Source organism: Alicycliphilus sp. T452, from assembly GCF_054512775.1.
In genome coordinates, this window is the sequence record NZ_JBTNEH010000003.1 from 41,791 (window position 1) to 54,899 (window position 13,109).

Here is a 13,109-nt window from a genome sequence, read left to right on the forward strand (position 1 = left end):
AAGCGAACAGATAGCGCCCAAGGCCTTCTTAGATCGCGAACAGGTTCTTAGGCAAAGTGGTCAAAGGACGCATAGTGCCGCGCCACCGGCCGGCCATGCGCGTCGATCAACCGCAGGCCCGGCGCGCTTTCCACCACGCCGATGCGTGTCACGGGCGTGCCGCTGGCGCGCGCGGCCGCCGCTACGTCGGCCCGGCGCGCGGGCGCGGCGGTGAAGGCGAGTTCGTAGTCGTCGCCCCCGGCGAGCGTGCATTGCTGCAGGTAATCTGCGTCGAATTGGCCTGGAGCGCTTGTGTGGCAAGCGTTTGCAGCTATCAAACCAATAGTTTTCGAGGTGTCGATGCATGCCCCCGCGCCCGAGGCGTGCAGGATGTGGGACAGGTCGCCGAGCAGTCCGTCGCTCACGTCCAGCGCGCTGCTGGCTACGCCGCGAAGCCGCAGTCCCAGCGCTATGCGCGGCGTGGGGCATTCCAGCCGCTGGCGCGCGGCGGCCAGCAGCGCGGGGGGGAGGGCGGCAGCCTGGGCATGGCCCCGCAGGGCGTCCAGCGCCAGGCGCGCATCGCCCAGCGTGCCGCTGACCCAGATGTCGTCGCCCGCGCGCGCGCCGCTGCGCAGCAGGGCCTGGCCCGCGGGCACCTCGCCGAACACCGTGATGCAGATGTTGAGCGGGCCGGCCGTGGTGTCGCCGCCAACCAGCGCGCAGCCATGTTCGTCGGCCAGGCGCAGCAGGCCGCTGGCGAAGGCCTCCAGCCAGGGTTCGTCGACGCGCGGCAGCGCCAGCGCCAGCGTGAAGGCCAGTGGGCGTGCGCCGCAGGCCGCCAGGTCCGACAGGTTCACGGCCAGCGCCTTGTGGCCCAGGTGCGCGGGGTCCACGTCGGCAAAGAAATGCCGGCCCTCGACCAGCATGTCGCAGGAGACGGCCAGCTGCATGCCCGGCGCGGGCGCGAGCAGTGCGCAGTCGTCGCCCACGCCCAGCGCCACGCCGTCGCCGGGGCGCACGGGGCGCGTGAAGTAGCGCGCGATGAGGTCGAACTCGCCCACGGTCAGAGGGGTTGGCCCCGAAAGCGCAGCGCCGCCTGGCGGCTGACCTCGGCCAGCAGCTGCTCCTCGCGCTGGCGTTCGCGTAGCCAGCGGGCGTCGTTCTGGCCCAGCGCCGTTTCGCCGCGCAGGATGTGCAGCGCGCCCGAGGCGCCATGGCTGCCGGCGTGGCGCGCGATGTGGTCCAGCGTCTGCAGGATGTGCTCGCGCAGCGGCATGTGCGCGCCCGTGGCCGGGTCCACGTAGACCGCGTCCAGCCCGAAGCGGCAGGCCTGGAAGCGGTTGTAGGTGTAGACGAGGTAGTCGTCCTCCTGCGGGGTGAAGGGCTGCTCGGCCAGGAACCAGGCGGCCAGCGACTGCACGAAGCCGGCGAGGGCCGCGGCGCGCTCTATGGTGAGCGGGGTGTCGAACACGCGGATCTCGATGGTGCCGTACTCGGGCTTGGGGCGGATGTCCCAGTAGAAGTCCTTCATGCTCTTGACGACGCCGGTGTGCGTCATCTTGTCGAAGTACTGCTCGAACTCGCTCCACGTGAGCACGCAGGGCGCGCGGCCCGACAGCGGGAACGCGAACACCGAGTTGAGCCGCGCCGAGTCGAAGGCCGTGTCCTGCCCCTGCACGTAGGGGCTGGAGGCCGACAGCGCGATGCAGTGCGGGATGTAGCGGCTCATGCGGTGCAGCATGAGCAGGGCCGCGTCGGCGTCGGGGCAGCCGATGTGCACGTGCTGGCCGAAGATGGTGAACTGCTTGGACAGGTAGCCGTACAGCTGCGACAGCTCCTGGAAGCGCGGCTTGTCGTAGATGCGCCGCTCGTGCCACTGCTGGAACGGGTGCGTGCCGCCGCCGACCACGGCGATGTTGAGCTTGTCGGCGCTTTTGACCAGCGCGTCGCGGATCTGCGTGAGCTGGCCCAGCACCTCGCTGCTGCTGTGGCACACGCCGGTGGAGATCTCGATCATGCTGTTCGTCATCTCGGGCACCACGCTGCCGGGCAGCGGCGTCTTGTGCATGAGGCGCAGCATGTCCTCGGCGTAGGGCGCGAGGTCGTAGTCGTGGGTGTTGACGAGCTGCAGCTCCAGCTCCACGCCCAGGGTCAGCGGTTCGGAATGGTGGAAGGCTTCAAGACTCACGGCTGCTCTCTCCAGTGTTGCCGCCGCGCTCGCTCTGCGGCATCCAGGGCCTGGCACTCTCGCCCGCGCGGTAGATGGCGTAGGTGGCGATCACGGCGCCCAGCACCTCCATGACCAGGATGGCCGGCAGGGCGATGCGCGCGATCAGCTCGCCCGTGGCGCTGGACGCCACCACGAACTGCGAGGCCACCAGCAGCGCGATGGCCGACATGGGCGTCATCGCGCAGCCCACCCACAGTGCCTGGCGCCAGCTTGCGCCGCTGCCCACGTTGCCCAGGCCCACGCCCACGGCCTTGGCCAGCAGGCGCACCAGTATCAGCGCCAGCACGCTGCCGGCCACGGGGGCGCTCCATTGGCCTTGCGCCGCCACGGTGGACACGAGCACGAACATCAGCATGGTCAGCAGCGACGAGGCCGAGCCCATCTGGCGCGGCCAGGCCCAGGGGCGCGGGTGCAGCTGCTTGAGCAGCATGCCGCCCAGCAGCGCGGCCAGCGGCGCCGAGCCGCCCATGTGGGCCGTGACGGCGCTGCTGGCCGCGATCAGCGCCAGCAGCAGGATGGCGGTGTTCTCGCTCGTCGGGCTCATCACGCGCAGCGCCAGTCGCATCAGCAGCGACAGCAGCGCGCCCACGGCGATGGATACGCCCAGCACCACCAGCACCGGGTACACCTGGCCCAGCAGGCCCGTGGCGGGGCGCTGTATGAGTCCGGCCTGGGCGCTGCCCAGCGTCAGCGCGTACAGCGACGAGAGCGTGGCCAGCACGATGGCGCGCTCGGTCACGGGGCCGGCCGCGCGCGTGTCGCTCACCACGCGGGTGAGCACGGCCGGCGACGCGGCCAGCGCCACGATGGCCAGGGGGCCTGCGGCATGCGCGGGCACGTCCAGCCACAGCATGACCCAGTACACGGAGAAATAGGTCAGTGCCGATTCGGCGATGCTTTGCACCAGCACCATGGGGTTGTGGCGGAACCAGCGCAGCGGAATGCGCCCGCCGGCCTCGAACAGCACCACGGCCACGGCCAGTTCCACCAGGAACAGGCCTATGCCCTGCAGTGGCCAGACGGCGCCCTCGAAGCCCGCCAGGCCGGCGATGGTTCCCACCAGCGTGTAGCCCACCACCTTGGGCAGGCCGCTGTGGCGCTGCACCAGGTAGCCCGCCACCGTGGCCACCGCCAGCAGCAGCGCCCACTGCACCGTGGGCAGTCCCGCCGATGGGCGCAGCCACTGCGCCCAAAAGCTCATCAGCTCATTCATTATTGCGTGTCCTTCTGCTCATGCGGGCTGGGCCCGCTGGGTGTTGGCGCCATGGCTGGCGCGCGGCGCCCGGGCGCCTGATAGCCTGGTCACCGACTGTATCTGCGGTACCGGGAAGGTCCCTGTAGGACGGGGCGCAAGCTGCGCCACGGCCACCTTATCAGATGCTGCGCCGCGGAGGCAGGAAAAACCCCAGCGGCGCGCTGCGCCAGCGCCTGCGCAGCGCGCGGTAGATGCGCTTGCGGTCCACGCGGCCCACGTTGTGCGCGCGCAGGGCCAGGCGGAAGGCCAGGTAGAAGCTGACGATGACGTTGAGCGCGCCGTTGAACGGCACCAGGGCCACGGCCCACCAGAACGCGGGCAGGTGCAGCGCCTCCAGGCCCAGCGTGGCGGCGGCCACGCCGATCTGGCCCGTGGTCAGCGTCACGTGGCGCACCTCCAGCCCCAGGCCGAAGAAGGCGGCGAACGCCGGCGCCAGCCCCAGCATGAAGCCCAGCGAGATGTTCGCCGCCAGGCCCGAGATGTTGGCGCGCAGGAAGCGCGCCCAGCGTTCGGCGCGCCGCCGGCCCAGTGCGGCGGTGATGCGCGGGTTGTAGCGCATGGCCGAGTCCAGCCGGTGCAGCACGAACCAGTTCTCCACCCAGCCGGCGAGGATGCTGGAGGCGAACAGCAGCACGCCGGTGAAGGCGGCGAACAGCAGCGAGGGGCCGAGCAGGTGCAGCGCGTCGAGCGTATGCACGGCGTGCTGCGCGTCTATGGCCGGCCGGCCCAGCACCTGGGCGATGAGCAGCGCCAGGGCCAGGGCGCCCGGGAACACCAGCAGCACGTTGCCCAGCACGGCGGCCGCCTGCGAGCGCACCAGGTGCGCGACCTCGTCCACGAAGGATTCCACCGATGCGTCCTCGCCAAGGTCCTTGAGCTTGGCCGCCATGGCCGGCGCGGTCATGGCCGGCTGTTTGGTCGCCACCGTGAAGTGCAGCAGTTGGATCAGCACGAAGCTCACCGCGTAGTTCACGCCCGCCATGAAGCCGCCCCAGAAGGCCGACAGCGCGAGCGCGTACAGCCCGAACTTGATCAGCGTGGTGAACGCCATGACCAGGCCGCCGCCGGCGGCCTGGCGCACCATGGCCAGGTATTCGCCGCCCGTGCGGGTGATGTAGTGCTCGCCGGTCTCGGCGCTGCGCTCGGCCACCTTGGCGGCGAGCAGCGACGAGTTGGTCGCCACCAGGGCGCGCACGCTGCGGCGCACGCGCCCCACGGTGACCAGGTGCGACAGGAGCTGCGTCGCGGCCACGGCGGGGCGCGGCGAGAGCAGGCATTCGAGCAGCTCGCGCACGCGCAGGATGCGCTCGCGCAGCTGGCGCAGGCGGAACACCAGGCCCACCGAGATGCCGTTGTCCTCGAAATGCGCGTACACGGTATTGACGGCGGCGCGGCAGGCGTCCAGGCGCTCGCGCAGGCCCTGCACGGCCTGCTGCAGCCGGTCCTGCGTGTGCAGCGGGTGCAGCACCTCCACGCGCAGGCTCTCGGCGTCGCGCAGCAGCGCGTGAAAGGGCTGCTCCTCGCGCGCCGCCTCGCTCATGCGCAGGCGCAGCTCGGGCGCGAAGCCCGTGGCGAGGATCTGTCCCGCGCAGTAGGTGATGGCATCCAGCAAATCGCGCTGCCAGTCGCTGGCGCCGCCGCCCTCGTCCTGCGCGGGCAGCAGCACGGCCAGCAGGCGCGCGAGCAGGGCCTCGTCGAGCGCGGCCAGCCAGCGAGCGTCGAACTCGTGGGGCAGGGCCAGCATGAACAGCTCGGAGGCGTCCACGGTGTCGGGGCTGGCGGGCAGCAGCTTGTAGCGCAGGCGCTCGGCCAGCTCGCTGGCCATGGACGTGCGCTGCGCGAAGCCGAAGTCGGCCAGCAGCGTGGTGATGTCCAGGTGCTGCGTGAGCGCGGCCCACCAGGCCTGCAGCCGCGCCCGCACGTCGGGCGCGCGCTCGGCGGCCTCCACCAGCAGGGCCACGCGGCCCGTGGCCGCTTCCACGGCGCTGCCGTCGCCGCGCACCCAGCCCAGCAGGGCGATGAGCTGCAGGTGGCGCTGCGCCAGGGGCGCCGTGGGGTCTATGGCGGCCAGCAGGCGCGCCAGGTCCGGGGCGTTGCGGCTCAATGCAGCACCCGGGTCGAAAACGGCTCGCCGGGGGCCTGCGGCGACATGGCCTCGAGCACGAACAGGGCGATGGGGCAGGTGAACGGCTCGCCATCCTCGGCCACGCAAAAATAGCTGCCGTGCATGCTGCCGCTGGACGTGCGCAGGCGGCAGCCGCTGGTGTACTGGAAGGACTCGCCGGGCTTGAGCAGCGGCTGCTGGCCGACCACGCCCAGGCCCTTGACTTCCTGCACATGGCCGCTGGCGTCGCAGATGATCCAGTGGCGCGAGATCAGCTGGGCGCCGATGTCGCCGGTGTTCGTGATGGTGATGGTGTAGGCGAAGCCGTACACGCCATCCGCGGGGGAGGACTGCTCGGGCAGGTATTGGGGCTGCACCTCGGCCTGGAACTGGTACTTCGGCATGGCCGCAATGGTAGCGGCCCGGATGGCGCTGCTGCGACAATCGCGGGCATGAGCCGCACCTACCGCATCGCCCCCTCCATCCTGTCCGCCGATTTCGCCCGCCTGGGCGAGGAGGTGCGCAGCGTGATCGCCGCCGGCGCCGACTGGATCCACTTCGACGTGATGGACAACCATTACGTGCCCAACCTGACCTTCGGCCCCATGGTCTGCCAGGCCTTGAAGCCCCATGCCGTCACGCCGGGCGGCCAGAGCGTGCCCATCGACGTGCACCTCATGGTGCAGCCCGTGGACGCGCTGGCCGAGGCCTTCGCCCAGGCCGGCGCCGACCTGATCAGCTTCCACCCCGACGCCTCGGCGCACGTGCACCGCAGCATCCAGGCCATCAAGGCACAGGGCTGCAAGGCCGGCCTGACCTTCAACCCGGCCATGCCGCTGGACGTGCTGGACTGGGTGATCGAGGACATCGACCTGATCCTGCTCATGAGCGTGAACCCCGGCTTCGGCGGGCAAGGCTTCATCGACAGCACGCTGCGCAAGATCGAGGCGGCCAGGAAGCGCATCGAGGCTTCGGGCAAGGACATCCGCCTGGAGGTCGATGGTGGCATCAAGACCGACAACATCCGCCGCGTGGCCGACGCGGGCGCCGACACCTTCGTGGCCGGCAGCGCCATCTTCGGCAAGCCCGACTACAAGGCCGTCATAGACGCCATGCGCGCGGCGCTGGCGTGATCGCCGGCGCGCCATGCGTCATGGCTCGACCGTGTAGGTCCTGACCGATTCGCGCAGCAGGCCGCCGCCATCGACCGAGCCCTGTACGGTGGCCTTGCTGCCCATGCGGGCGATGCAGTCGGACTTGTCCTCGGGCGTCTTGAACACGTCGCAGCGCGCCAGGGCGTTGTTCTCGTAGGTACTGGCGTTGGCGCTGCTCAGCCCGCCCTGGCGCGCGGCCTGGGCCGCGGCCCAGGCCTCGCGCATGCAGGCGGCGCGGCTGTCGGCGGGCTCGCCGGCGCAGGCGGCGCGGTCCGCGCGGTACTGGTCATGGACGCTGGTGGCTGCCTGCGCGGCGGCGGCGCACAGCAGCGCGGCCGTGGACGCCAGCAGGGTGAAACGGTGGATGTGCATGGAACACCTCCTGGGGAGAATGCGCATGATGGAAAAAGCCCCAGCATAGGCGGCGGCGCGCGGAACGTATGTCCGCAGCCGGCGCCCGGGCGTGTCGGACTGTGCGCACAGGGCGGGAGCCGGCATTACACTGCGCGCGCCGCGTGCCCGCCGGGCGCGCCCTTCGCATGCAGGACAAGGATTTTTCGATGGTGATGGAGCAAGACCGCCTGGCCGCGCTGCTGGCGCGCACCGATGCGGCGATCGTGGACCTGGACGGCACCATGGTGGACACGCTGGGCGACTTTGCCGAGGCGCTGGGCCGCATGCTGCGCGACCTGCAGCTGCCGGCCATCGCGCCCGCGCAGATAGCGCGCATGGTGGGCAAGGGCTCCGAGCACCTGCTGCGTTCGGTGCTGAAACAGGTTCTAACGCCCGATGGGAAAGCACTGGCAGCTATTGAAATGGAAGCAAAGGTGGAGGCGCTGTACCCCCGCGCCTGGGAGCGCTACGAGCACCACTACCTGGCCATCAACGGGCAGTTCGCCACCCTTTACCCCGGCGTGGCGGAGGGCCTGCAGGCGCTGCGCTGCGCGGGCCTCCCCCTGGCCTGCCTGACCAACAAGCCCACGGCCTTCGCGCGCCCGCTGCTGCGCGCCAAGGGGCTGGAGGGTTTCTTCGACCATGTGTTCGGCGGCGACGCCTTCGCGCGCAAGAAGCCCGACCCGCTGCCGCTGCAGAAGACCTGCGAGGCGCTGGGCACGGCGCCCGCGCGCACGCTCATGGTCGGCGATTCGAGCAACGACGCCCAGGCCGCGCGCGCCGCGGGCTGCCCCGTGGTGCTCGTGACCTATGGCTACAACCACGGCCAGCCGGTGCGGGAGGTGGATGCGGACGGCTTCGTCCATGCTTTGCCGGAACTGGCCGCGGCACGTGGAGCCGGGCGCGCAGCCGCCCGGTGAGTCCCCGCGCGGGCATGGGCCTGCCATGCCAATACCCCGGGCCGCAGATGCATGCGGCGCGGCGGTCCGTGCAGAGGTTCCCTAGAAACTTTCCCAGTCTTCGTCGCCGCCCTGCGCCGCCAGGGCGGTTGCGGAGGAGGAGGGTGCCTTGGTGGGCGCCGACAGCGCCGAGGCGGGCTTGGTGGTGGCGCGCGCCAGCGGCCGCGCGGGCCTGGGCTCGCTGCGTGGGGTGGGAGGCGTTGCCATGGAGGCTGCCGGGGGCGGCGCCTTGGCCGGGTGGGGCATGGCGGCGCTTGCATGGCCCGCGAGCTTGAATACGGCCACGGCCTGCACGAGTTGTGCGGCCTGGGCCTTCAGGCTGCTGGCGGCGGCGGAGCTCTCCTCCACCAAGGCCGCGTTCTGCTGCGTGGACTGATCCATCTGCGTGACGGCCTCGCCGACCTGGGCCACGCCGCCGCTCTGCTCGCTGCTGGCCGCGCTGATCTCGCCCACGATGTCGGTGACGCGGCGGATGGCGCCGACCACCTCGGTCATGGTGGCGCCGGCCTTGTCCACCAGCTGCGTGCCCTGCTCCACGCGCTCCACGCTGTCCGTGATCAGGGCCTTGATCTCCTTGGCCGCCTCGGCGCTGCGCTGCGCCAGCGAACGCACTTCGCTGGCCACCACGGCGAAGCCCCGGCCCTGCTCGCCGGCGCGCGCGGCCTCCACGGCCGCATTGAGCGCCAGGATGTTGGTCTGGAACGCGATGCCGTCGATCACGCCGATGATGTCGGCGATCTTGCGGCTGGCGTCATTGATGCCGCGCATGGTGTCCACCACCTCGGCCACCACCTCGCCGCCCTGCACGGCCACGGTGCTGGCGTTCATGGCCAGCTGGTTGGCCTGGGCGGCGTTGTCGGCGTTCTGGCGCACGGTGGCGCCCAGCTGCTCCATGGAAGCGGCGGTTTCCTCCAGCGCGCTGGCCTGGCTCTCGGTGCGTGCGGACAGGTCATGGTTGCCCTGCGCGATCTGGGCGCTGGCAGTGGCCACGCTCTCGGCATTGCCGCGCACGTCGGTCACCACGCGGGTCAGGCTGTCCTGCATCTCGCGCAGCGCATGCAGCAAGGCCGCGGCCTCGTCGCGGCCCTGGGCTTCGATACCGTGGGTCAGGTCGCCCTCGGCAATCTGGCCGGCGTGGCGCACCGCCACCTGCAGCGGCGCGGTGATGGAGCGGCTGAGCAGCCAGGCCAGGCCGGCGCCCAGCAACAGGGCCAGTGCCGTGGCGGCGATCAGAATCATGCGGCCCCGGGTGGCCTCGCTGCCAACGCGGGCACGCTCCTGGTCATACAGTTGCTGCTGGCGTTCTTCCTGTGCTCGCAGGGTGGCGATGTAGGCATCCGACAGGGGCTTGAGCTGGCTGTCCACCAGGGGCGCGACGTCTTCGCCCGCGGCCTTGCGCTTGAACAGGTCGGCGCGCGGCTTGCGGTAGGCCTCGCGCGCCTTGTCGATGGCGGCGATCTGGCTGCGCTCCTCGTCGGACCGCAGCAGCCGCTCCACCACCTTGCGCGATACGTCCACCCCCGCCGAGGTCTTGTCCATCTCCGCCTGCCAGGCGGCCAGGCGGCTGGTATTCGGGTCCAGAAGCGCGGCGCGCGTGCGGATCCAGTTCTGGTCTATGCCCTGGCGCCATTGCATCGAGGCGCGCAGGCGCTCGTTGTCGGCGCTGGTCAGCTGTTCGCTGGCGGTGGCCAGGTCCTGCAGACGCCATACCCCCACGCCGGCGATGAGCACCGTGATCAGCAAGACCAGGCCGAAAGACAGGGCCAGGCGCATGCCCACCTTGATGTCGTTGAGTCGCATGTGATCCTCTTTGATTTTGTATAAATTGAAAACAAGTGTATCTAGAAACGCGATTTGATACCTTGGGGCAAGCCCTGTGCAAGCTGCCGGGTTTGCCGGCCCTTTGGGGCCTTGGCGGGCCGGGTTGGGGGGGCTTTGCTACACTTTGCGGCCATGTTCATTCACCGCACCTTTATTGCAGGTCGCAGCGACCGGGGAGCCTGGCCCTGGCGCAAGCCAGCGCGCCTGCACTCCTGACGGCACCCGGGGCCTCCCGCTGCGTGCACTCCTGGCTCCGCCTCGATGGCTGGGCCGTCTCCCGAATGAACCCGCGGCCAGCGCCCATGCAGCGCCCCGCACGAGCTGGGAACTCTTGTCGTGATCACTGAACTGGAATTCAAAAGTCTGGCCCAGGAGGGCTACAACCGCATCCCCCTGATTGCGGAGGCCTTCGCGGATCTGGAAACCCCGCTGTCGCTGTACCTGAAGCTGGCCCACGGCAAGGGCGACGGCAGGAACAGCTTTCTGCTCGAATCCGTCGTCGGCGGCGAGCGTTTCGGGCGCTACAGCTTCATCGGCCTGCCGGCGCGCACGCTGCTGCGCGCCAGCGGCTTCGGCAGTGCCGCCAAGACCGAGGTAGTGACCGACGGGCAGGTGGTGGAGACGGCGCCCGGCAATCCGCTGGACTTCATTGCCGCGTACCAGAAGCGCTTCAAGGTGGCGCTGCGTCCGGGTCTGCCGCGCTTTTGCGGTGGCCTGGCCGGCTACTTCGGCTACGACGCGGTGCGCTACATCGAGAAAAAGCTGGAGGACACCTGCCCGCCAGACACGCTGGGCTGCCCCGACATCCTGCTGCTGCAGTGCGAGGAGCTGGCCGTTATCGACAACCTCTCGGGCAAGCTCTACCTGATCGTCTACGCCAACCCGGCCGAGCCCGAGGCCTATGCCAAGGGCAAGAAGCGCCTGCGCGAGCTCAAGGACCAGCTCAAGTATTCGGTGAGCGCGCCGCAGGTCAAGCCCAGCGAGCACCACCCCGCGCAGCGCAGCTTCGCCAAGCAGGACTATCTCGAAGCCGTGGCGCGCGCCAAGGAGCTGATCGCCGCGGGCGACTTCATGCAGGTGCAGGTGGGCCAGCGCATCCACAAGCGCTACACCGAATCGCCCTTGAGCCTGTACCGCGCGCTGCGCTCTCTGAACCCGTCGCCGTACATGTACTACTACCACTTCGGCGACTTCCAGGTGGTGGGCGCGAGCCCCGAGATCCTGGTGCGCCAGGAGGCCACGCCCGAGGGACAGAAGATCACCATCCGCCCCCTGGCCGGAACGCGCCCGCGCGGCGCCACGCCCGAGGCCGACAAGGCCACCGAGCTGGAACTGGTTCAGGACCCCAAGGAGCGAGCCGAGCACGTGATGCTGATCGACCTGGCCCGCAACGACATCGGCCGCATCGCCAAGACCGGCACGGTGAAGGTGACGGAGGCCTTCGCCATCGAGCGCTACAGCCACGTGATGCACATCGTGAGCAACGTGGAAGGCATCCTGCACGACGGCATGACCAGCATGGACGTGCTGCGCGCCACCTTCCCCGCGGGTACGCTCACGGGCGCGCCCAAGGTGCACGCGATGGAGCTGATCGACCAGCTGGAGCCCACCAAGCGCGGCCTGTACGGCGGCGCCTGCGGGTACCTGAGCTACGCGGGCGACATGGACGTGGCCATCGCCATCCGCACGGGCATCGTGAAGGACGGCATGCTCTACGTGCAGGCGGCGGCCGGCGTGGTGGCCGATTCGGTGCCCGAGCTCGAATGGAGGGAAACCGAGCACAAGGCCCGCGCGCTGCTGCGCGCGGCCGAACTCGTGGAGGAGGGACTGGAATGAGCCGCGCCATCGACAAGGTGCACCACTGCACCACCATGGACGAGGTGCGCGACGGCGTGAACGCCCTCGACGACCTGCTGGTGCCGCTGCTGGTCGAGCGCGGCGGCTACATGACCCAGGCCGCGCGCGTGAAGAACGACGAGGGGCTGGTGCGCGACGAGGCCCGCATCCAGGCCATCATCGACCGCGTGCGCCCCATGGCCGAGGCGCAGGGCGGCGACCCGGACCTGATGGAGCACCTCTACCGCGCGATGATGGAATGCTACATCGCCTACGAGCACGACGAACTGTCCCGGCTGCGCGCCGGTGGGCTTCAACCCAAGGGAGCGCGGGCATGAAGCCCCTGGCGTTCAGGGTATGCCTTGCACACGAAACTCCCGACAGGCGCTTGGAACCGAAGGCGACGCGGCGCCCGCTTTCACTCGACTGCTAGTCTGAGGCCGCTCGACCGCCGGTGGGGTGGCCCGGCGCTTTGTCGCGCATGAGGCCGGGCATGGCCGTGATGTCGCGGTGCTGCGTTGCGGCGGCAACCATGGCCGATCGGCCACGAGGAAAACGGTCGGGGATCACGCGTTGTCCTCCGCCACGTCGAACACCAGCAGCGGCTTGCTGCAGTCCTCGGCACTACATGCGCGCACCGCCATGCCGATGCGCGCTGTTTCTGGGGGCAATCCTTCCGCCCTGCTCATCAGCCACGGCCCTTCGTTCAGCGCAATGAGTGCCACGTTGTAGGACGGTTGTGGGGGCGGGTGCGAACGACCGTAGTGGCATGAACGGTGCCTCGGCCCGAAGCCTGAACCCCTTCCAGGTCGCGTACGCCGGTGCGAGGCGCAGCCACGCCAATGACCATAATGTGGTCATTCCAACGACATACAGGAGATACCCCCATGCCTACATCGGCTCCTGCATCCACGGGCGTGCAGAGCCTGGAGCGCGCATTCGGGCTGCTCGCACTATTGGCTCAGCACCACGACTACGGCATGGCCATGCGGCAGATCGTGCAGGCCACGGGACTCAGCCGCCCCACGGTGCACAGGATGACGTCCTTTCTGATGCGGCTGCATTACGTGGAGCAAGACGAAACGACCCATGCTTACCGGCTCGGTTCGGCGGCCATGCTTCTGGGCATGCGCACCATGTCCCGTCCGCCGCTTGTGGCGGAGTTCATCAACACCATGCGCCGCATTGCGCGCCGCACCGGCGAAGGTGTTTTCATGATCGTGCGCATCGGGGACTACAGCTACAACATCCACCATGAGCAGATCTCCACGCGCAGTCCCGCACTGCAGAACCTGGTTGGAGCCACTCGGCTTCTGGGCCTGGGGGTTGGAAGCCTTTCGTTGCTGTCGATGATGATCGATAACTACGATTGAGGTCC

General features: G+C 69.6%; 12 protein-coding genes. 5 read left to right on the top strand and 7 right to left on the bottom strand.

Annotation, left to right across the window (positions count from 1 at the left end; genetic code table 11):
* Positions 1 to 47: 47 nt before the first annotated feature.
* From thiL to apaG, 5 genes are all read right to left on the bottom strand, one after another.
* On the bottom strand, positions 48 to 1,040 hold the full coding sequence (gene thiL / locus ACX12L_RS03210) for a thiamine-phosphate kinase (protein ID WP_459261314.1): 993 nt from the start codon (positions 1,038 to 1,040) through the stop codon (positions 48 to 50).
* Between the two features lie 2 nt (positions 1,041 to 1,042).
* Positions 1,043 to 2,167 (bottom strand): YbdK family carboxylate-amine ligase, encoded by a 1,125-nt coding sequence (locus ACX12L_RS03215; protein ID WP_459261315.1) that lies wholly within the window; start codon positions 2,165 to 2,167, stop codon positions 1,043 to 1,045.
* On the bottom strand, positions 2,157 to 3,422 hold the full coding sequence (locus ACX12L_RS03220) for a cation:proton antiporter (RefSeq protein ID WP_459261316.1): 1,266 nt from the start codon (positions 3,420 to 3,422) through the stop codon (positions 2,157 to 2,159). Before ACX12L_RS03220 ends, ACX12L_RS03215 begins: the two co-directional genes overlap by 11 nt.
* Before the next feature lie 160 nt (positions 3,423 to 3,582).
* A complete protein-coding gene (locus ACX12L_RS03225) occupies positions 3,583 to 5,568 on the bottom strand; it encodes a site-specific recombinase (RefSeq protein ID WP_459261317.1) in 1,986 nt (661 codons plus the stop codon).
* Positions 5,565 to 5,972, bottom strand: a complete 408-nt coding sequence (gene apaG, locus ACX12L_RS03230) for a Co2+/Mg2+ efflux protein ApaG (protein WP_459261318.1) — start codon at positions 5,970 to 5,972, stop codon at positions 5,565 to 5,567. Before apaG ends, ACX12L_RS03225 begins: the two co-directional genes overlap by 4 nt.
* A gap of 48 nt (positions 5,973 to 6,020) precedes the next feature.
* Between apaG and rpe the strand changes: the two genes are divergently transcribed.
* Positions 6,021 to 6,701 (top strand): ribulose-phosphate 3-epimerase, encoded by a 681-nt coding sequence (rpe, locus tag ACX12L_RS03235; RefSeq protein ID WP_459261319.1) that lies wholly within the window; start codon positions 6,021 to 6,023, stop codon positions 6,699 to 6,701.
* An 18-nt stretch (positions 6,702 to 6,719) separates the two neighbouring features.
* Here rpe and ACX12L_RS03240 read toward each other — a convergent pair whose 3' ends face one another.
* Positions 6,720 to 7,094: a hypothetical protein gene (locus ACX12L_RS03240; RefSeq protein ID WP_459261320.1), complete on the bottom strand. Its 375-nt coding sequence runs from the start codon at positions 7,092 to 7,094 to the stop codon at positions 6,720 to 6,722.
* 188 nt (positions 7,095 to 7,282) lie between these two features.
* Here ACX12L_RS03240 and gph point away from each other — a divergent pair, with 188 nt between their 5' ends.
* Entirely contained in the window at positions 7,283 to 8,035 is a 753-nt protein-coding gene (gene gph, locus ACX12L_RS03245; RefSeq protein WP_459261321.1) for a phosphoglycolate phosphatase, read from the top strand.
* Between the two features lie 81 nt (positions 8,036 to 8,116).
* Here gph and ACX12L_RS03250 read toward each other — a convergent pair whose 3' ends face one another.
* A complete protein-coding gene (locus tag ACX12L_RS03250; protein ID WP_459261322.1) occupies positions 8,117 to 9,874 on the bottom strand; it encodes a methyl-accepting chemotaxis protein in 1,758 nt (585 codons plus the stop codon).
* A gap of 357 nt (positions 9,875 to 10,231) precedes the next feature.
* On the opposite strand from ACX12L_RS03250, the gene trpE reads away from it, so the two are divergent.
* The 3 genes from trpE to ACX12L_RS03265 all read left to right on the top strand — a co-directional run bounded on the left by trpE (position 10,232) and on the right by ACX12L_RS03265 (position 13,104).
* Positions 10,232 to 11,731: an anthranilate synthase component I gene (gene trpE, locus ACX12L_RS03255; protein WP_459261323.1), complete on the top strand. Its 1,500-nt coding sequence runs from the start codon at positions 10,232 to 10,234 to the stop codon at positions 11,729 to 11,731.
* Positions 11,728 to 12,069: a chorismate mutase gene (locus tag ACX12L_RS03260; RefSeq protein WP_459261324.1), complete on the top strand. Its 342-nt coding sequence runs from the start codon at positions 11,728 to 11,730 to the stop codon at positions 12,067 to 12,069. Before trpE ends, ACX12L_RS03260 begins: the two co-directional genes overlap by 4 nt.
* Positions 12,070 to 12,618: 549 nt before the next feature.
* The gene (locus ACX12L_RS03265; protein ID WP_459261325.1) at positions 12,619 to 13,104 is read left to right on the top strand and encodes an IclR family transcriptional regulator; all 486 of its coding nucleotides are present in this window, start codon (positions 12,619 to 12,621) and stop codon (positions 13,102 to 13,104) included.
* Positions 13,105 to 13,109: the final 5 nt, after the last annotated feature.

What these genes read in the sequence shown, in the direction of transcription:
- apaG (WP_459261318.1), bottom strand. Translation starts at nt 5,972, where the DNA reads ATGCCGAAGTACCAGTTCCAGGCCGAGGTGCAGCCCCAATACCTGCCC.
- ACX12L_RS03220 (WP_459261316.1), bottom strand. Translation starts at nt 3,422, where the DNA reads ATGAATGAGCTGATGAGCTTTTGGGCGCAGTGGCTGCGCCCATCGGCG.
- gph (WP_459261321.1), top strand. Translation starts at nt 7,283, where the DNA reads ATGGTGATGGAGCAAGACCGCCTGGCCGCGCTGCTGGCGCGCACCGAT.
- ACX12L_RS03265 (WP_459261325.1), top strand. Translation starts at nt 12,619, where the DNA reads ATGCCTACATCGGCTCCTGCATCCACGGGCGTGCAGAGCCTGGAGCGC.
- ACX12L_RS03250 (WP_459261322.1), bottom strand. Translation starts at nt 9,874, where the DNA reads ATGCGACTCAACGACATCAAGGTGGGCATGCGCCTGGCCCTGTCTTTC.
- ACX12L_RS03260 (WP_459261324.1), top strand. Translation starts at nt 11,728, where the DNA reads ATGAGCCGCGCCATCGACAAGGTGCACCACTGCACCACCATGGACGAG.
- rpe (WP_459261319.1), top strand. Translation starts at nt 6,021, where the DNA reads ATGAGCCGCACCTACCGCATCGCCCCCTCCATCCTGTCCGCCGATTTC.
- ACX12L_RS03240 (WP_459261320.1), bottom strand. Translation starts at nt 7,094, where the DNA reads ATGCACATCCACCGTTTCACCCTGCTGGCGTCCACGGCCGCGCTGCTG.